Source organism: Peribacillus sp. NPDC101480 (assembly GCF_050277335.1).
GTDB lineage: Bacteria > Bacillota > Bacilli > Bacillales > DSM-1321 > Peribacillus.
Genome location: NZ_JBNNSB010000007.1, coordinates 136,626 through 154,864 on the forward strand (window position 1 = coordinate 136,626; position 18,239 = coordinate 154,864).

17 protein-coding genes and 1 pseudogene are annotated in these 18,239 nt (G+C 40.9%); 16 read left to right on the top strand and 2 right to left on the bottom strand.

What is annotated here, in order from left to right:
- Positions 1 to 145 precede the first annotated feature (145 nt).
- Complete coding sequence (locus ACQKMF_RS21500) at positions 146 to 1,876, top strand: phospho-sugar mutase (protein ID WP_402940911.1); 1,731 nt, start codon at positions 146 to 148, stop codon at positions 1,874 to 1,876.
- Between the two features lie 160 nt (positions 1,877 to 2,036).
- Entirely contained in the window at positions 2,037 to 2,564 is a 528-nt protein-coding gene (locus tag ACQKMF_RS21505; RefSeq protein ID WP_101224321.1) for an NADPH-dependent FMN reductase, read from the top strand.
- 131 nt (positions 2,565 to 2,695) lie between these two features.
- Here the strand turns inward: ACQKMF_RS21505 and ACQKMF_RS21510 are convergent, their stop codons facing one another.
- Positions 2,696 to 2,938: a YhdB family protein gene (locus tag ACQKMF_RS21510; RefSeq protein WP_427574871.1), complete on the bottom strand. Its 243-nt coding sequence runs from the start codon at positions 2,936 to 2,938 to the stop codon at positions 2,696 to 2,698.
- Between the two features lie 132 nt (positions 2,939 to 3,070).
- Between ACQKMF_RS21510 and ACQKMF_RS21515 the strand changes: the two genes are divergently transcribed.
- The 13 genes and pseudogenes from ACQKMF_RS21515 to arsC all read left to right on the top strand — a co-directional run bounded on the left by ACQKMF_RS21515 (position 3,071) and on the right by arsC (position 15,401).
- Positions 3,071 to 4,039 carry a M14 family zinc carboxypeptidase gene (locus tag ACQKMF_RS21515; RefSeq protein ID WP_402940915.1) on the top strand — a complete coding sequence of 323 codons (969 nt, stop codon included), beginning with the start codon at positions 3,071 to 3,073 and terminating at the stop codon, positions 4,037 to 4,039.
- 49 nt (positions 4,040 to 4,088) lie between these two features.
- Positions 4,089 to 4,409 carry a DUF3889 domain-containing protein gene (locus ACQKMF_RS21520; protein ID WP_230177204.1) on the top strand — a complete coding sequence of 107 codons (321 nt, stop codon included), beginning with the start codon at positions 4,089 to 4,091 and terminating at the stop codon, positions 4,407 to 4,409.
- 206 nt (positions 4,410 to 4,615) lie between these two features.
- Positions 4,616 to 5,497 (top strand): radical SAM/SPASM domain-containing protein, encoded by an 882-nt coding sequence (locus tag ACQKMF_RS21525; RefSeq protein WP_427574874.1) that lies wholly within the window; start codon positions 4,616 to 4,618, stop codon positions 5,495 to 5,497.
- 465 nt (positions 5,498 to 5,962) lie between these two features.
- Positions 5,963 to 6,805: a MurR/RpiR family transcriptional regulator gene (locus ACQKMF_RS21530; protein ID WP_101224317.1), complete on the top strand. Its 843-nt coding sequence runs from the start codon at positions 5,963 to 5,965 to the stop codon at positions 6,803 to 6,805.
- A 63-nt stretch (positions 6,806 to 6,868) separates the two neighbouring features.
- Positions 6,869 to 8,023: a M20 peptidase aminoacylase family protein gene (locus tag ACQKMF_RS21535; protein WP_427574876.1), complete on the top strand. Its 1,155-nt coding sequence runs from the start codon at positions 6,869 to 6,871 to the stop codon at positions 8,021 to 8,023.
- Positions 8,016 to 8,810 (top strand): GNAT family N-acetyltransferase, encoded by a 795-nt coding sequence (locus tag ACQKMF_RS21540; protein WP_402940923.1) that lies wholly within the window; start codon positions 8,016 to 8,018, stop codon positions 8,808 to 8,810. Before ACQKMF_RS21535 ends, ACQKMF_RS21540 begins: the two co-directional genes overlap by 8 nt.
- A 13-nt stretch (positions 8,811 to 8,823) precedes the next feature.
- Complete coding sequence (gene menC, locus ACQKMF_RS21545; protein WP_427574878.1) at positions 8,824 to 9,936, top strand: o-succinylbenzoate synthase; 1,113 nt, start codon at positions 8,824 to 8,826, stop codon at positions 9,934 to 9,936.
- A gap of 151 nt (positions 9,937 to 10,087) precedes the next feature.
- Positions 10,088 to 11,167 (top strand): YkvI family membrane protein, encoded by a 1,080-nt coding sequence (locus ACQKMF_RS21550; protein ID WP_427574880.1) that lies wholly within the window; start codon positions 10,088 to 10,090, stop codon positions 11,165 to 11,167.
- A gap of 162 nt (positions 11,168 to 11,329) precedes the next feature.
- A complete protein-coding gene (locus tag ACQKMF_RS21555) occupies positions 11,330 to 12,745 on the top strand; it encodes a SpoVR family protein (protein WP_101224313.1) in 1,416 nt (471 codons plus the stop codon).
- A gap of 50 nt (positions 12,746 to 12,795) precedes the next feature.
- Positions 12,796 to 13,055, top strand: a pseudogene (locus ACQKMF_RS21560) (flavoprotein); the annotation flags it as partial.
- A 236-nt stretch (positions 13,056 to 13,291) separates the two neighbouring features.
- A complete protein-coding gene (locus ACQKMF_RS21565) occupies positions 13,292 to 13,633 on the top strand; it encodes an ArsR/SmtB family transcription factor (protein WP_101224312.1) in 342 nt (113 codons plus the stop codon).
- A gap of 18 nt (positions 13,634 to 13,651) precedes the next feature.
- Entirely contained in the window at positions 13,652 to 14,950 is a 1,299-nt protein-coding gene (locus tag ACQKMF_RS21570) for an arsenic transporter (RefSeq protein WP_230177208.1), read from the top strand.
- A 31-nt stretch (positions 14,951 to 14,981) separates the two neighbouring features.
- Entirely contained in the window at positions 14,982 to 15,401 is a 420-nt protein-coding gene (gene arsC / locus ACQKMF_RS21575; RefSeq protein ID WP_402940934.1) for an arsenate reductase (thioredoxin), read from the top strand.
- A gap of 83 nt (positions 15,402 to 15,484) precedes the next feature.
- On the opposite strand, the gene ACQKMF_RS21580 is transcribed toward arsC, so the two are convergent.
- A complete protein-coding gene (locus ACQKMF_RS21580; RefSeq protein ID WP_427574883.1) occupies positions 15,485 to 16,261 on the bottom strand; it encodes a SurA N-terminal domain-containing protein in 777 nt (258 codons plus the stop codon).
- 833 nt (positions 16,262 to 17,094) lie between these two features.
- On the opposite strand from ACQKMF_RS21580, the gene ACQKMF_RS21585 reads away from it, so the two are divergent.
- Positions 17,095 to 18,087 (top strand): alpha/beta hydrolase fold domain-containing protein, encoded by a 993-nt coding sequence (locus tag ACQKMF_RS21585; RefSeq protein ID WP_427574885.1) that lies wholly within the window; start codon positions 17,095 to 17,097, stop codon positions 18,085 to 18,087.
- Positions 18,088 to 18,239 lie beyond the last annotated feature (152 nt).

Here is an 18,239-nt window from a genome sequence, read left to right on the forward strand (position 1 = left end):
TAAACGAGCTCGTGATGTGAAGAATGCTGGATTCGGTTCTTTTCATTACGAGCTTCATTTATTGGAATAAATGTGATAATTTTGTATATGTAAGGTAGATACATAATAATTACAAATATGAGGCGTTTGGGAGGAGATGTTGGAGATGGATTGGAAATCTTTATACACCACTTGGGCAGGGTACCAGAATTTAAATGGGGAATTACGTGTCCTCCTTGAGGAAATGCAGCGGGATGAAGCACAACTCGAAGATGCCTTTTATAAAAATTTAGAGTTTGGAACAGGCGGAATGCGCGGGGAAATCGGAGCGGGAACGAACCGGATGAATGTTTATACGGTAAGGAAGGCAACGGTTGGGTTGGCTCAGTATATCTCTTCGTTTGGGGAAGAAGCGAAAGGAAGAGGGGCTGTGATCGCTTATGATTCAAGACATAAGTCCCCGGAATTTGCACTGGAAGCAGCTAAGACCTTGGCAACATTTGGGGTGAAAGCTTATTTATTCGATGAATTGCGTCCAACTCCAGAATTGTCATTTGCGGTTCGCGAGCTGAATGCTTTTGCTGGCATCGTCATCACGGCAAGCCACAATCCGCCTGAATATAATGGTTACAAGGTTTATGGGTCAGATGGGGCACAATTGCCACCGGATGCGGCGGATCAAGTGATCAGCTACGTGAATGCCATTGAAAACGAGCTTGAAATTCAGGTTGAAGAAGCTGAAGTCCTTAAACTGCAGGGCCTCATCGAAATGGTTGGGGAGGAAGTGGATGCAGCGTATAATCGCGCGTTGCTTACAGTTCCAGAGAACCCGCAGCTTGCCGAGGAAATAGATGTGTCAATCGTCTTTACGCCGCTTCATGGAACGGCAAATAAATCCGTCAGGCGGGCACTGCAAAGCTTAGGTTATCAAAATTTGCATATCGTTAAGGAGCAGGAATTGCCAGATCCGGATTTTTCGACAGTTCAGTCTCCAAACCCGGAGGAACCTGCTGCATTTGAAATGGCCATCGAGCTTGGTAACAAGGTGGAAGCGGATCTATTGATAGCAACGGACCCGGATGCCGACCGGCTTGGAATTGCCGTGAGAGACGAGATGGGCCAATATGTTGTCCTGACTGGTAATCAAACAGGTGCCCTTTTCCTGGATTATTTACTCTCCCAGAAAAAAGAAAAAGGGAAGATTCCTCAAAATGGAGTCATCTTAAAAACGATCGTCACTTCAGAAATCGGGCGTACGATTGCCGAGTCATATGGCTTGAAGACGGTTGATGTACTTACCGGATTTAAGTTCATTGCCGAGAAAATAAATCAGTACCATGAAAGCGGGGAAAGCAGCTTTTTGTTCGGATATGAAGAAAGCTACGGTTATCTGATTAAAGACTTTGCACGTGATAAGGATGCCATTCAAGCTGCGGTGCTTGCTGTCGAGGTCTGTGCCCATTATAAAAAGCAGGGATTGACCTTATATGAAGGGTTGCTGAATGTGTTTGAAAAGTACGGCTTTTACTTGGAAGGTTTGCGTTCATTGACTTTGAAGGGCATTGAGGGAGCGAAACAGATTCAAGGAATATTGAATCAATTCCGTCAAAATCCTCCTTCCCGAATAGCTGGCATTCCGGTAGTCGTTGAAGAAGATTACCAAAGCAGCAAGAAGCGTACATTACTTTCAAATGATGAAGAATTGATCGAGCTTCCGAAATCAAATGTATTGAAGTATTTCCTTGAGGATGGTACATGGGTTTGCCTGCGTCCTTCAGGCACTGAACCGAAAATTAAATTCTATTTCGGTGTCCAAGGTAAATCAATGCAAGAAGCTGAGTCCAAGTTATCGGGAGTCATGGAAGATTTCATGAGCAAGATTGAAGCATTGGTTTAAATTTATGAAAGCTAAACGAAAGACTTCTTCAGGTCTTTCGTTTTTTTTTGATTTTTAGTTGCATGAAAAATCAAAATTCTAGGAAATTCCGTTGCGGTTTTGGTATACTGTATTGGCGACTGATCTCGGAAAACATCGGGGAATAATGGAGGTTTAATTCATGAAATTAGTAATCATTAATGGTTCACCACGTAAACAAGGGCGTACGGGGATTGCCTCACGCTACATATCCAAGAAATACGGAGCGGAACTTATTGATTTAAGCAATAGCGAAATCCCTTTATATTCAGGTGAAGGTGAACAATATCAACTGGAAGTTATTCAAGGACTTCGGAAAAGCATCGAGGAAGCAGATGGCGTAATTCTGACAACTCCGGAGTATCATGGTTCCATGAGCGGAGCCTTGAAAAATGCCTTGGATTTTCTAAGCAGCGAACAATTCACGCATAAACCAGTCGCTCTATTGGCTGTTTCCGGCGGAGGAAAAGGCGGGATCAATGCCTTGAATTCCATGAGGACAGTGGGTCGAAGCCTTTATGCAAATGTGATCGCCAAACAATTGGTTCTGGATCCGCATTGCTTCGATTACGAAAATGATGGTTTATTTGAAGAATCTGCAGTACTTGTAGAAGGTATGATTGAAGAGCTTAAAATGTATGCAACGGCATATGCTACAATCAAAAAATGATGAAATGAGGGTCAGGTATTTACATACCTGACCCTTCCTTGTTTTTATAGGGTTTCACCAGCCAAAGTTATATCCCCGAAAATCGATCCTCTTGTATAATTTTTCCCGTTTTGCAAAAACTATAGTTGATTTTAGCTTGGAAGTTCACTTAAATAATCACTTGTTTTTTCTGCTGCATGATCCAGATAACGAAGCAGTGCATACAGCTGGAATTGAACGATTTGATAATCATGCTCAAACCTGTAAGCGTGCAGAAAATGTTCTATTTTTTTTGAAAGAAAGTGATCTTTCGTTCGAACCATCAATACTAACAAGCTGTCCCAATCAGAACGGTGCGTGTGAAACAATGCCTGATCATAATCAGCAATCCTCATGTTCTTCTCCCCCTTATTAAGGAGCTATTTGTATTTTGTTCAGATATGACAGAACATTTCCTTACAATAAGTGGCGATGTATTTGGAACGCGGTTGTTGCTTTTTACCTGAATAAAAATAAAAGGTGAGTACATGAGAAAAATAATGGTAATTGGAATACTGGTGCTTCTTTTTTTCCCTGAACCATCGCTGGCGGCAAAAGTGTATTCCCCTGAACAGATGGAAATGGATCTGCAAGGAATCCAAAAGCAGTATGAATTGGACGTTCAAATTATCGGACAAACTGAAAAGGGAAAAAATATAAAGGCAGTTAGGTTAGGAAAAGGAAAAAGATCGATTTTGCTGGTGGGATCACATCATGGTCGGGAATGGCTCAGCTCCAAACTTTTAATGCGCATGCTTGAAGAATATGCAGCCGCATATCGAGCGGGCAAACCTGTTGGGGAATATTTGACGGAATCATTGGATGAGGTGAGCATCTGGTTCATCCCGATGCTGAATCCAGATGGCGTCAGCATCCAGCAAGGAGATTTATCCAACTTAAATGTTCTTGAGAAGGCTGCGGTATGGAAAATGAATCGATATAGCAGGAATTGGTCCCGGTGGAAAGCCAACGCTAATGGCATTGATTTAAATAGGCAGTATCCGGCTGGATGGAAAGAAGTCATGAGTCATGAAACAAAACCGACGTATCAATTTTATAAGGGCCGACAACCACTTGAAGCAGCTGAAGCTATAGCGCTTACGGATTTCACGAAAAAGATCGATCCCCTTATTGCCGTTTCCTATCATACCTCAGGAAGGGAAATCTTTTGGCATTACAATAATAAACGGAAAAATATGGCAAGGGATTATGGCATTGCGAAAAAGGCTGCCGAATTGACTGGATATGAACTGACCTTTCCGGACAAAGAAGCGGTAGGAAGCGGATATACGGATTGGTTCATAACTGAATTCCGCCGCCCGGGAATGACGATTGAACTTAGTTATTTAGTGGATGAAACCAATCCGCCATTGACTGTGTTTCCTGAGGAGTGGGAGAGGAATCGATTAGTTGGAATCATGCTTGTAAAAGAAGCAAAGCAGCTGCATAACAACTGAACAATTTTACATAATAATACTAACCGGAAAGTATGAGGAGGAAAAGATTTTGAAAAAAGTCATCGTGATGCTAATGGGGATTTTTTTGATTATGCAAGCAGGGGCCATTTCAGCACAAGCCCAAAAACCCGATTACGAAAAATACGGAAAGATTGCGATTACAATAGTTCAGGCAGATTATCCTGAAGTTGAGATTACCGATTACGAATATAAGGGCAGAAAAACAGTAGCGAAAAATCTAGTCGAAGACGATTTCAGATTTTTGGTCGAGAATAAAGGTCAGAAGTTTAATGTCATCGTGACTGTACAACATGATTTGAAAAATGAAAAATTACTTAGTTTGAAGGTCACGGAACAAAAAGGAAAGTGAGATCGGAACAACCGGAAAACTTAAGGGATGCATTACAGACATCTTCACCTCGAGAAGATGTTTTTTTCTGATTTTGTTTAAAGGTTGTCCGGGAAATGGTGGCAGCCGTTCAGCTTCCATGAAGTTTTCATTGCATTTAGGAGCAGCTAACAAGTATAGTTAGTATCAGAATGAAAGAATAAGCTTGATTGTAGGGGTATTAGAAAATGAGAAAGTTTAAGAAAGTTTATGTGGAAATTACGAATATATGTAATTTGAAGTGTAATTTTTGTCCAAGCTCCAGTCTGCAAAGGACCCTGAAATTCATGGATCCTGAAGGGTTTACGGATGTTATCAAGAAAATCAAACCACACACCGATCATATTTATTTTCATCTGATGGGTGAACCGTTTTTAAATAAAAATTTGGGTACATTCCTGGATATCAGTGCTGAAAATGACCTGAAGGTTAATATTACAACGAACGGTACCTTGATTCAAAAGGTCAAAGACAAGCTGCTCTCCCAAAAAGCCCTTCGGCAGGTGAATATTTCACTTCATAGCTTTGAGGCAAACGATACGAGCAATAGTCTTGACTCTTATGTCAGTAATATTGCCGATTTTATTAATGAAGCAAATGAAAAAAGCGAAGTGATTTGTGCCATTCGTTTATGGAATATGGATACGGATGAATTAAAAGCGAGTAATGGCCTGAACGATGATATTCTGAGCATGCTGGAGGAGAAGCTTTCATTGGATATTCGCTTAAGTGAAGCTCTTCAGCAAAAGAATAATATAAAGTTGAGGGACAGGGTTTATATAAACATGGCCGAAAAATTCGAGTGGCCGGAATTGGACCGTGACATTATCGATGAAAATATTTTCTGCTATGCCCTTAGAGATCAATTAGGCATCTTGGTGGATGGTACAGTCGTACCTTGTTGCTTGGATAGTGAAGGCAAAATACCGCTGGGAAATATATTCGAAACATCACTTGAAGACATTTTAAATGGCGAACGGGCGAAAAATATGTATGATGGTTTTTCAAGAAGATGTGCAGTTGAAGAATTATGCAAACGATGTGGCTATGCAAAGCGTCATAAAAAATAAATGAAGGAAAACCACCGGTACATTTCGTGGTTTCAGACTGTAGACAAACTCGATGAAAACTCAGTTTGCCTACAATTTTTTATTTTAAAATGTTCAGTTGATTTCAGAAATCCGCTCCCTTTCCGCCGACTGTCTTGGGCCGTTGACGCAGTTTATCGACCTAAACCACACCGTATTCGACCGTTGAGGCACAGTATTCGACCTACCCCGCACTGTATTCGGCCGTTTAAGTTCACCTCACTATTCGGACTCTGAACCCCATTTTGCCGCCAAACTGAAACCACGGAGTCCATCTCCGTGGTTTTTTTGCTTGAAGCATTTTCTTCTTTTTTATTAAAAATTCAGAATATTATTGTTTTATTAAAAGTCCTGTGATAAAATACTCTCTATTATTGTTGAAGCGAAAACTTCATATTGTCATATAAAAAGTTTTGGATTCATATCTTGTTTCAGAGGGGATGTTTTATGGATTTACAGCAAAAAGTTAAAGAAGTATTCCCTGGTTTATCTACTGGTCAAAAAAAGGTAGCAAAATACTTGTTGGTGCATTCACATACATTTGCAGTCACTTCAGCTCAAAAGCTCGGAAAGGATATTGGGGTGAGTGAAACGACCATCATCCGCTTTTGCTATTCATTAGGGTTAAGTGGATATGCTGAGCTTCAAAAGCTTATTCGCAATCAGTTGATATACGAGAGCAGCAGTTTGAATGAATATCATTCTTCAAAACTTGAAGCCGCGAGTCAGCCAAACTTCATGGCTCAGGTGATGGGGCAGGATATCATCAGCATCGAAAAGACAATGAAAAATTTATCAAATGAAGATTTCTCCAAAACAGTCGATAAATTGGCGGCAGCTGACAATGTTTTAATATCCGGACACCGTTTATCATTTTCGGCAGCACATTGGTTAACCTTTACGCTTAGGCTTGTTAGGGAAGAGGTTCATTTATATCGCCCTGATACTGATGATATATTTTTACTGTTGAATAAAATGACTGAAAATTCCGTTTTTGTGGCCATTTCATTTCACCGCTATGTTAAAGAGACTGTGAAAATAACGGAAATGGCCAAAAAAGCGGGTGCATTTGTAATTGGGGTTACGGATTCCGAACTGGCTCCGATTGCTGAATACACTGACATTTTACTGCCCATTTCAACACCAAGGACTTCCACGATCGATACCGCACCGGTTTTATTCTCATTATTGAATAGTTTAGTAGCTGGTGTATCGATTAAGGACGAACAGGGTTTCAAAGAAAGAAAAGCTATATATGATGCGTTTAATCAAGACGATTATTTCTTTTAAGGTAAAACTTCCACCAGTTTGGGGAACAAGCCGATTAAACCGGGATACAAGGGGGAGACAGAGATGGATATCACACAATCTATCGAAAAATTAAGGCCGCGTATACTCGATATTTTTGACCATTTACACGCAAATCCTGAAACGAGTTGGAATGAAGTGAATACGACAGCTTTCATTTCAAATATCTTAACGGAGAATCAGTGTACGGTGAAAACATTCGAGGACTGTACAGGAGTGATTGGGGAAATCGGGGATGGGAATTTTACGGTCGGGTTACGATCGGATATCGATGCACTTTGGCAGGAGGTGCATGGCACGTTTCAAGCCAATCATTCGTGTGGACACGATGGTCATATGACCTTGGCACTTGGAGTATTCCTGGTATTGAGGGAAATGGACTTCCATCCTAGCGGGAAGCTGAAGTTCATTTTTCAACCTGCCGAAGAAAAAGGCACGGGCGCCTTGAAGATGATTGAAGAAAAGGTATTGGATGATGTCGATTTCCTTTATGGAGTGCACTTAAGACCGGTTGAGGAAGTGAAGGATGGGCAAGCGGCACCAGCCATTGTGCATGGAGCCGCTCAGTTCATTAAAGGTGAAATAGCGGGAACTGATGCGCATGGAGCCAGACCGCATCAAGGGCAAAATGCCATCGAGATAGGAGCGGCATTCATCACTTTGTTAAATGGTATCCATCTCAATCCGTCCATCCCTTATTCCGTAAAAATGACGCAGTTTTTTGCTGGCGGCGAAAGTTCCAATATCATCCCGGGGAGAGCCACTTTTTCCTTGGATTTAAGGGCACAGGATAATGCAGTGATGGAAGAGCTCACCAAAAAGGTGGAAAAGGTTGCAGAATCTTTGGCCATTGTCCATGGAGTCGAAATGAAACTCGAACCGGGAACCTGTGTTGCTGCAGCAACCGTGAACGATCAAGCCCAGGAAATAATGTCTGAAGCGATAGCCGATACACTCGGGGAAAAAAATCTGGTAGCGCCTGTCATTACAACCGGGGGAGAGGATTTTCATTTTTATACGTTGAAAAGACCTGAACTCAAAGCGACGATGCTTGGATTGGGCTGTGATTTGGCACCAGGGCTCCATCATCCGAACATGACTTTCAACAAAGATGCTTTGTTATCGGGAATTGAAATCCTGGCCAAAGCCATCATACTGACTTTCGAGAAATATGGGGATGGGGGCCACTTACATGACTGATGAATTAATTGTTAAATCCCTATCCACATTAGAGGATTTACAAGAAGTGCAGCGACTGGAAGCCCTCGTATGGGGTATGGATTGCGTTCCCATCCATCAGACGATTACGGCAGTCAAAAATGGCGGGCTTGTTTTAGGCGGCTATATCAATGGCCAGTTAGTCGGGTTTCAATACAGTTTCCCGGGATTCAAAGACGGAAGGGTATATCTTTGTTCACATATGTTAGCCATCCATCCGGACCATCAAAAGAAGGGCTATGGCAGATTACTTAAACTTGCACAAAAAGAAGAAGCACTAAAAAAAGGCTACGACTTGATCACATGGACGTATGATCCATTGGAAAGTGTGAATGCAAACTTGAATATCGGTAAGCTAAAAGCTGTTTGCTCTACATATATGGAAGATTGTTATGGAAATATGAAGGATACCCTCAATGAAGGACTGTCCACTGATCGATTCATGGTGGAATGGAATATACGGCAGGAAGCAAAGGAAGAGACTCCGCTTCCTGATGAAGCCATACACCTCGTAACGACAGCAATGAATGACCAAGGCTTTCCTTACATCAAGGATTATCATTTCGAAACCAATGCCGAGGTGATCGCCATACCCATTCCGACAGATATTCAACAAATCAAAAAAGCTGATCTTCGCCTTGCGATTGATTGGCGGTTAAAAACCGGTGAATTATTCAAAGCCTTTTTTGCCAAAGGATATGTTGCAACCGGGATCGAACGGGAAAAAGGTAAAAACATTCAAAACTATTTATTAAAAATACAAGAATAAGAGGGGATTTGGGATGAAAATAACAGAAGTGCGTTTACGTCATTTAAATATGGATTTGGTAGCTCCCTTTACAACAAGCTTTGGAACGTTTGTGGATAAGGAGTTCATTCTTGTGGAAGTGAAAAATGGAGAAGGGCTTTCGGGCTGGGCTGAATCTGTGGCGTTTTCAGCACCTTGGTATAACGAAGAAACCATCAAAACCAATTGGACCATGCTGGAGGATTTCCTGATTCCGCTTGTATTGGATAAAGAAATAGAGCATCCTCGTGATGTATCGGATATGTTCTCGCATATTCGTAAAAATAATATGGCAAAATCGGCAATCGAGGGAGCCATCTGGGATTTATATGCGAAAGAAAAGAATATTCCATTAAGTATGGCTTTAGGCGGAAAACTGGAAAAAATCGATGTTGGAATCAGCATCGGCATCCAAAAAACGGTACCTGAATTACTGGCGAAGATAGAAGCTGGATTGAGGGATGGGTATAAAAGAATCAAAATGAAAATACAACCAGGATGGGATGTAGATGTAATCAGGGAAGTACGCAATCGTTATCCCGATGTTCCGATCATGGCAGATGCAAACTCCGCTTACCGGCTGAAAGACATCGAATTACTGAAACAACTTGATCAATTTGATTTAATGATGATCGAGCAGCCCTTGTCATCAGATGATATTGTCGATCATGCCACATTACAAGCGGAAATCAAAACACCGATTTGCTTGGATGAAAGTATACATTCCGTCGAAGATGCAAGAAAAGCCCTTGAATTGGGAAGCTGTAAAATCATTAATATTAAAATCGGCAGGGTTGGCGGTTTAACGGAAGCAATGAAAATACATGAATTATGTAAAGAAAGGAATGTACCTGTTTGGTGTGGAGGCATGTTGGAATCTGGTGTCGGGCGTGCTCATAATATCGCTTTGACAACACTTGATAACTTCACGATGCCTGGTGATACGGCAGCATCCGCGAATTATTGGCATAAAGACATCATCCAACCAGAGGTTACAGTGGAAGATGGTGTCATAAACGTCCCAAAGGCGGCAGGCATTGGCTATGAAGTCGATTATGCTGCGATCGATGAATTCACTTCCTATAGTAAAAGATATCCTAATAAATAAGAGTAAGAATAAAAGAACTCCCGGCTTCATGGACATCGGCCCGTTAACTTGAAGCTGGGAGGCTATTAAAGAACAGGATCATGATGAAGGGGAAGATATTTCTTTTAACTTAAATTGTCAGAATAATCATATAATTAGGGTGGTATTTGATATGAAAAATAGTATAAATCTAGCAGGAGCATATATTGGAATCATCATTGGAGCAGGTTTCGCTTCAGGACAAGAAGTATTACAGTTCTTCACGAGTTTTGGAATCTACAGTGTATTGGGAATTGTGGTGGCGACAGCTTTATTCGCGTTTTTAGGCATGCAAGTTACCCAGCTGGGGAGCACTCTCCAAACACGCTCCCATAAAAGCATCATCGATCATATTTGTGGCCGCTATATAGGCAGGGTGGTCGATATTATCATCACATTTTTCTTGTTTGGCGTTACAGTCATCATGATTGCCGGTTCCGGAACGATTTTTGAGGAACAATTCGGGATTCCAAGCATTGTCGGTGCAATCGTCATGACGGTACTCACGATTGGTACGCTTTTACTTAATGTTAATAAAATAATGTCCATCATTAGTGCCGTCACACCGTTTTTATTTGTTATCATGATCATTATTTCAGGTTATTCATTTTTTACATCCGATCTAAGTTTCAATCAAATCATTTCATCTTCAAGTAAAGGAACGGCTGCAACCGGGAATTGGATGATGGGTTCATTACTTTATGTTTCATATAATATGACTGCCGGAATAGCCATGCTAGCCGTAATGGGAGGGACCTTCAAGAATAAGAAAGAGGCTGGTATGGGAGGAATTCTAGGAGGGATCGGTTTAGGGATCCTGCTATTCTTGATCAATTTGGGGATGATGTCCGACTTGAAGGGCATAGAAGGCTCAGGAATGCCTACCCTTCATTTAGCGAATCAGATTTCACCATGGTTGGGATATATCCTATCAATCATCTTTTTAGGAATGATTTATAATACCGCTGTCGGGATGCTGTATGCGTTCACCGCCAGGTTGGTGCCTGCCGAAACAAAACGCTTTAAAATATCCGTGATTATAGTCGGCATCCTCGCTTTCCTTGCAAGTTTCGTTGGCTTTATTAAATTGGTTGGGACGGTATACCCTGTCACAGGATACTTAGGTTTTGTCATCATTGCAGCGCTCATCATTTCCTGGATCCGTTCAAGAACGAAAAAAGAGGCTGTGAATACGGAATTCGCGAAATTTTAATTTCAAAGGGATTAAGTGCAGAACTGCACGAAACTTTTGGCCTGGCATCTTCTATATGGAGGTGTTTTTTTTCTGTTATCGAGGACCTTTCTCATGATCACGGCATTTTTCCTCCTTTTTTTCATACATTAGTTTAAAGGCGAAAGACAAGGGGGATATCGGATGAATGAAGCGGAGCAAAAGGCTCTGGAATATGCCATTAGTGAAATTACCGAAATAGCAACAGGGTTCGGGTTGGATTTTTACCCGATGCGTTATGAAATTTGCCCTTCAGAAATCATTTATACATTTGGTGCCTATGGGATGCCTACCCGTTTTTCTCATTGGAGCTTTGGGAAGCAATTTCATAAAATGAAGCTGCAGTATGACTTTGGATTAAGTAAGATCTATGAACTGGTCATTAACTCTGATCCTTGTTACGCTTTTCTGCTGGACTCCAATTCACTTGTACAAAATAAATTGATTGTTGCCCACGTTTTGGCGCATTGTGATTTCTTTAAGAATAATATACGTTTCAATAATACTAAGAGAGATATGGTAGAAAGTATGTCGGCAACGGCAGAAAGAATCCGTGAATATGAAATCCTGCATGGCAAAAAGGAAGTGGAAACCTTCCTTGATGCACTTTTAGCCATTGAAGAACATATCGATCCGTCGCTGATGAGACCAAAGCTTGCCTGGACGATGGAGGATGAGGAAGAAGAAGAGGAAATAAAACCGACAGCCACACAATATGATGATTTATGGGACCTTGATAATAAAGATAAACCGAAGAAATCCAACATTAAAAAAAGAAAAAAATTCCCGCCAAGGCCTGAAAAGGATATTATGCTTTTCATAGAACAGTACAGCAGGGATTTAACCGATTGGCAACGGGATATCATGACGATGATCAGGGAAGAGATGCTGTATTTCTGGCCGCAGCTGGAAACGAAAATCATGAACGAAGGCTGGGCATCCTACTGGCATCAGCGCATAATCCGTGAATTGGATCTATCCTCAGGCGAAGCCATTGAATTCGCGAAACTGAACGCAGGGGTCGTTCAGCCATCACGGACCAGTATCAATCCTTATTATCTCGGCTTGAAAGTGCTTGAAGATATTGAAGAACGCTATGATAATCCAACCGAAGAAATGATCAGGCTGGGCGTCAAGCCTGGATCTGGCCGGGAAAAGATGTTCGAAGTCAGGGAAATCGAATCTGATATTTCCTTTCTCCGCAATTATTTGACGAAAGATCTGGTCATGCGGGAGGATATGTACTTATTCCAAAAGCAGGGCAAGGATTATAAAATCGTCGATAAGGCATGGGAACATGTTCGTGATCAACTCGTCAGTATGAGGGTTAACGGCGGTTTCCCCTATATCACAGTAAACGATGGGGACTTCATGCGCAATGGGGAACTTTATCTAAAGCATTGGTATGAAGATATTGAACTGGATCTGAAATATCTCGAAAAAGTCATGCCATATATCTATCAGCTCTGGGGCCGCCCCGTGCATATGGAATCAGTCATGGAAGGAAAAGAAGTCCTGTTTTCCTATGATGGAAAAGGTATTCACCGGAAATATTTATAAAGCTGAAAAAACTGCCGGTCACTCGGCAGTTTTCTTGTTTTTGTCTCATAAAGATATACGGAAGAGCGCCTACTTCTTACTGGCAACAGGCTACGAACAAGTCCGTTCCGTGGTGGCTTATCTGACAGGGGATGTCGAGGGGGCAAAGGAAGTGCGCTTGCAACTTCCTGAAACAGGAGTTTGCAGTGTGAATCTGGCATCTAGTTCCTACGATTCTGATATTCCTCCAACTGAAACAAACAATAGTTCTTGCTGTGGCAGTCCTGTTTCAGTGAGATTGGAAATAAAAATTAATTCCTGTTGTAAATAAAATAGAAGACCAGTCTGAAACCAGGCTGGTCTTTTTATAATTTCTTCGGGTACTATTCAGGGCTGCCGTTGCAATCGCTTTATTCGGAGTTATTGTGAAGCCCGTTTTTAAGAAGAGTATGAAAATTATTGCTGAATAGTTAATGCTTGATTAAATAAGAATATGCTTATACAATGATGGTAAATAATCACATAAGCATATACTTATTTACTTTGTGCTAGGAGGGATGAAAAGCTATGAATGAAGCGTTGGATTTGGAAACCACGGCAAACATTCTTAAATTACTAGGTGATAAAACCCGTTTGACCATGATTAAGATCATGGCTGAGCATGAATGCTGTGTCTGTGAATTTGTGGACCTATTCGAGATGAGCCAGCCCGCTATCAGCCAGCATTTACGAAAGTTGAAAGATAGCGGGATCGTGAATGAAGCGAGGAGGGGACAATGGGTTTTTTACTCGTTAAACCCGTCTTCTTCCCATTACACATTTATTCAGACGGTCATCAAGGACTTGCCAAGTCAAAACTTTAAATTAGAAAACTTAACAGCACAAGGAAAACGGATTTGTTGTGACTAACTAGGAGGTACTACTTCAGTGGGATCAGTTATTTTGGCAGTTATCATCTTTTTATTAACACTCATTCTCGTCATCTGGCAGCCGAAGGGATTGTCAATCGGATGGTCAGCTTGTGGCGGTGCGGTTTTGGCCTTACTTGTTGGAGTGGTGGACTTTACTGATGTCATGGACGTGACATCGATAGTCTGGAACGCGACACTCGCCTTCATCGCGATCATCATCATCTCGCTTATTTTGGACGAGATAGGATTTTTTGAATGGGCAGCGCTGCATATGGCGAGAGCCGCCAAGGGAAATGGAGTAAGGATGTTTGTCTATGTAAGTATCCTTGGTGCTCTTGTGGCTGCCTTTTTTGCAAATGACGGAGCCGCCCTTATCCTCACACCAATCGTATTAGCAATGGTTCGGGCATTGAAATTTAGTGATAAAATGATTTTCCCTTTTATCATGGCAAGTGGGTTCATTGCTGATACAACCTCACTGCCTTTAGTGGTGAGTAATCTTGTAAACATTGTATCTGCAGACTTTTTCAATATCGGTTTTGCCGAGTTTGCTTCTAGAATGATCGTACCGGACATCTTTGCACTTATTGCAAGCATCTTGGTTTTATATATATTTTTCCGTAAAAGCATACCGAAAAATTATGATGTATCACAGCTTAAAAAACCAGCGGAAGCCATTCAAGACCACAGGATGTTTAGGCTGTCCTGGATCGTATTAGGAATATTGTTGGTTGGTTATTTTTCCAGTGAATTCATTGGGGTTCCTGTATCCATCATTGCAGGCATTGTCGCCATCTTCTTCCTCATGATGGCTAGAAGGAGTCCAGCGGTCAACACAAAAACCGTTATCAAAGGCGCACCATGGGCAATCGTCTTTTTCTCAATTGGTATGTATGTAGTGGTTTATAGCCTGCGAAATGTTGGCTTGACGAATGTATTAACGGATTTAATCCAAGTTACCGCCGATCAAGGATTATTTGTAGCAACGATTGGGATGGGCTTCATCGCCGCCATTCTGTCATCACTTATGAATAACATGCCAACCGTTATGATTGATGCCCTTGCCATTTCCGACACCCATACAACAGGCGCAATCAGGGAGGCCCTTATTTATGCAAATGTCATCGGTTCGGACTTGGGCCCGAAAATCACTCCTATCGGTTCTTTGGCTACGTTATTGTGGCTGCATGTCCTTTCATTAAAAGGCGTGAAAATCTCATGGGGAACTTATTTTAAAACGGGAATCATCTTAACCATCCCAACATTGTTCATCACATTGGTCGGCTTATATATATGGCTGCAAATCATTCATTAAACATTTACTACAAACAAAGGAGAGAAACAGCATGGCTAAAAAAACACTTTACTTCCTATGTACAGGGAACTCTTGCAGAAGCCAAATGGCTGAAGCATGGGGGAAGAAATATCTAGGTGACGAATGGCAAGTGATTAGCGCAGGAATCGAGGCCCATGGGTTAAATCAAAAAGCTGTAAAAGCGATGAATGAAGTTGGATTGGACATCTCCAATCAAACATCGGATATCATCGACCCTGACATATTGAATAATGCCGATTTTGTCGTTACATTATGTGGTGATGCGGCAGACAAATGTCCAATGACGCCAAAGCATGTGAGACGTGAACATTGGGGCTTTGATGACCCGGCAAGAGCGGAAGGAACAGATGAAGAAAAATGGGCTACCTTCCAACGTGTACGTGATGAAATAGGAGAAAGAATTGCACGTTTCTCTAAAACGGGTGAATAAATAAAAATGAAACGCCTTGGGTGTTATAGGCGAACCAAAGACCATAAAGAAAGAGCTGCCATAATTGGCAGCTCTTTTCATCATTAAATCTTAATATCGACATTGGCATTTTTCTGAAGTTCTTCCACATGCTTCACAAGCTTTTCTTGTTTCTTTTGCTGCTCTAGTTGTTCCTTGATTTGCGGCTTCATTTCCTCGAGTTTCTGTACCTTCTGCCCGCTTGTTTTAGCTTGCTCTGCAACCTGGTCATAATACTTTTGGATTTCTTCATCAGTTGCTTCTTCCACTTTAATCTCTTTTTCAACGTACTTCGTATATGGGATGTTCTCTGCAATCTGAGCATTCAGCGTTTCCGAATTCAGGCCTGCTTGCTTCATCGCTTCCTTGAATTTCTCTTCACTCTCATATTGCTTTTTGATTTCGGCAAGTTGCTTATCAATTTCGGCCTTGGAAGCTGTGTAGCCCTTTTTATCAGCTGCTTGAAGCAGTAATTTTTGCCCCACTAAAGAGTTGAGCGTTTGCTCTTTAGTTTGTTTGGCTCCCTCCTTGGTTGTCGGGTCTTGTCCGAATTGCTGCATCTGCATTTGTGTGGTGGACAACACGGTATTATATTCCGCACCTAAAATTTTTTCGTCATTGACGATGGCCACCGTTTTCTTTTCATCCACCTTTTGCTTGTCTAGTTTCTTCTGCATTTCTTCCATCTGTTTTTGCTGTTCCTCAGTTGCTTTAGCCGTTTCTTTCTCAGTTGTTTTAGTCTCTTTCTCGTCATTTTTCTTATCAGCTTCATCGTTCGAACCACAAGCCGTCAGAACAACTGCCAATAATCCAATGATGATTGGGTACAATAGTTTCTTCATATTTCAGTCTCCTCTCGTATTCAATGCTAAAAAATCATCTAATGCGCATTATAAAGGAATTTCCCATTAAAACACAATAAATTCATTCTTTTTTTCCAGAAAACAGGAAGATAGTATAGGCATCATCTCATTATATAAGTGTAACATTCGCGGAAATGAACCAATTTACCCTTCGACATGAAATAAGCTTAAAAAATGCGAAGGCTGATACCTGGTGCAGTCAGCTTGAATTCATTCTCTTAATCACAAAACGTAACTACTGTAAATTGGTTTAGTAAAAAGAAAGAATCGTCAGAAACAGAAGATTCTTGGATACTCTTCTAGGAATTAAGCGGTTTAAATCTCTACTTAATTTCCACAAATGTGTTTTCTTCATCGATAGATATCATCGGTTCCACCAGCATTTTGACAAAAAACTTAGTCGACAGAACCCTTGTAATAAGTAGTTTATTATAAATATACATTTGATTGAAAGCTTCCTGTTGGAGATTTTAGAGATATGTAAATCCCTCGATGAATCTCTTTTGAAAAGAAGTGAATATTTTCTCTTCCAGGTTAGTATTCAAAACATACAAAAACACATTTCCTTTTTCCTACAGAAAGCGGCTAACAATTTTACACGCAAGTTATTAATATAAAGACAAGGAAAAAATTCCCAAGAGACTAACTGATGATTTGTCAGCGCTCCATTACAGTTTGGTCCAAATAAAGGAGGATACAATTCATGGACGTGGTTGAGTAAGAGTGTAGATTATGTAAGCGCTCAAATAAATCAATACATCCTATGGGTTATTATCATTAATCTTTAAAATATATTCTAGGAGGACAATTGAATGAAAATAAAAAAGGCTCCCTTTCTTTCTTTATTAATGGTTGGTATTCTTGCTGTTGCTACTCCACTTGCTAGTGCAGCTGACAACAAGGCTAAAATGTTAGAAGTCCCTATTAAGGAACCTTCTGTTAATTTAATTTCAGATGTTGTTTACTCTCAGCAACCTATTTATGGTGATTCCAATGTTCCGCTAGAAATGGATATATTACAGCCTGAAGGTAAAAAACCACTTCCTGCAGTTGTATTTGTACCAGGAGGTGGATTCATGTCAGCTAATAACGATAAGTCTGTACAACAAAGAATGACCATTTCAGAGGCAGGTTACGTTGTCGCTAGTATTGAATATCGGGTTACGCCTCAGAGTACCTTCCCTTCACCACTTGAAGATGTGAAAGCGGGCATTCGCTACCTGCGAGCCAATGCTGAAAAATTTAATATCGACCCTAAGAATATCGTTGTAATGGGTAGTTCAGCTGGCGGATATCTTGCTGCGTTTGCTGGAATAACTAATGGTTTGGCGGAATTCGATAAAGGGGAAAATCTAGATCAAAGCAGTGATGTGAAAGCGGTTATCGATTTATATGGGCTTTCTGACTTAACGAGAGTTGGAGATGGCTTTTCAGAAGAGATTCAGGCCCTTCACAAATCTCCTTCCGCACCAGAAGGTATGTGGGTAAATGGACCTTCCGTAATGAGCCCTGGTGGTTCGATTTTTGATAATCTTGAAAAAGCAGCCAAAGCAAACCCCATCACATATATCACTAAGGATGCACCTCCGTTCTTAATCATGCACGGAGATAAAGATACACTTGTTTCACCAAACCAAACTGAAATATTACACGAAAATTTAATTAACAAAGGGGTTGATTCCATTTATTATGTTGTAAAAGGTGCTGGCCATGGTGGAACTCACTGGGTGCAACCAAAAGTCATGAAAATCTTGATTAACTTCTTAGATAAACACGTAAAAGGTAAAGAAAATAAAAAGAACTAAAGAGAGAAAAAAGAATTGAAGCTAAATCCTTCCGTGAATCATACGGAAGGGTTTCTTAGTGTGCAGTGGATTCCAATGGAAATCCGAAATTTTTATCTCAGTAAAACAAGAAACAAAAAGTCTGCAAAGGTCTTCTTCCAGAAAAGCTTTGC

Excerpts from the sequence above, each read along its gene's own strand:
- ACQKMF_RS21525 (WP_427574874.1), top strand. The coding sequence starts at position 4,616 with ATGAGAAAGTTTAAGAAAGTTTATGTGGAAATTACGAATATATGTAAT.
- ACQKMF_RS21515 (WP_402940915.1), top strand. The coding sequence starts at position 3,071 with ATGAGAAAAATAATGGTAATTGGAATACTGGTGCTTCTTTTTTTCCCT.
- arsC (WP_402940934.1), top strand. The coding sequence starts at position 14,982 with ATGGCTAAAAAAACACTTTACTTCCTATGTACAGGGAACTCTTGCAGA.
- ACQKMF_RS21585 (WP_427574885.1), top strand. The coding sequence starts at position 17,095 with ATGAAAATAAAAAAGGCTCCCTTTCTTTCTTTATTAATGGTTGGTATT.
- ACQKMF_RS21500 (WP_402940911.1), top strand. The coding sequence starts at position 146 with ATGGATTGGAAATCTTTATACACCACTTGGGCAGGGTACCAGAATTTA.
- ACQKMF_RS21510 (WP_427574871.1), bottom strand. The coding sequence starts at position 2,938 with ATGAGGATTGCTGATTATGATCAGGCATTGTTTCACACGCACCGTTCT.
- ACQKMF_RS21535 (WP_427574876.1), top strand. The coding sequence starts at position 6,869 with ATGGATATCACACAATCTATCGAAAAATTAAGGCCGCGTATACTCGAT.
- ACQKMF_RS21550 (WP_427574880.1), top strand. The coding sequence starts at position 10,088 with ATGAAAAATAGTATAAATCTAGCAGGAGCATATATTGGAATCATCATT.
- ACQKMF_RS21580 (WP_427574883.1), bottom strand. The coding sequence starts at position 16,261 with ATGAAGAAACTATTGTACCCAATCATCATTGGATTATTGGCAGTTGTT.
- ACQKMF_RS21530 (WP_101224317.1), top strand. The coding sequence starts at position 5,963 with ATGGATTTACAGCAAAAAGTTAAAGAAGTATTCCCTGGTTTATCTACT.
- ACQKMF_RS21565 (WP_101224312.1), top strand. The coding sequence starts at position 13,292 with ATGAATGAAGCGTTGGATTTGGAAACCACGGCAAACATTCTTAAATTA.
- ACQKMF_RS21540 (WP_402940923.1), top strand. The coding sequence starts at position 8,016 with ATGACTGATGAATTAATTGTTAAATCCCTATCCACATTAGAGGATTTA.
- menC (WP_427574878.1), top strand. The coding sequence starts at position 8,824 with ATGAAAATAACAGAAGTGCGTTTACGTCATTTAAATATGGATTTGGTA.
- ACQKMF_RS21555 (WP_101224313.1), top strand. The coding sequence starts at position 11,330 with ATGAATGAAGCGGAGCAAAAGGCTCTGGAATATGCCATTAGTGAAATT.
- ACQKMF_RS21505 (WP_101224321.1), top strand. The coding sequence starts at position 2,037 with ATGAAATTAGTAATCATTAATGGTTCACCACGTAAACAAGGGCGTACG.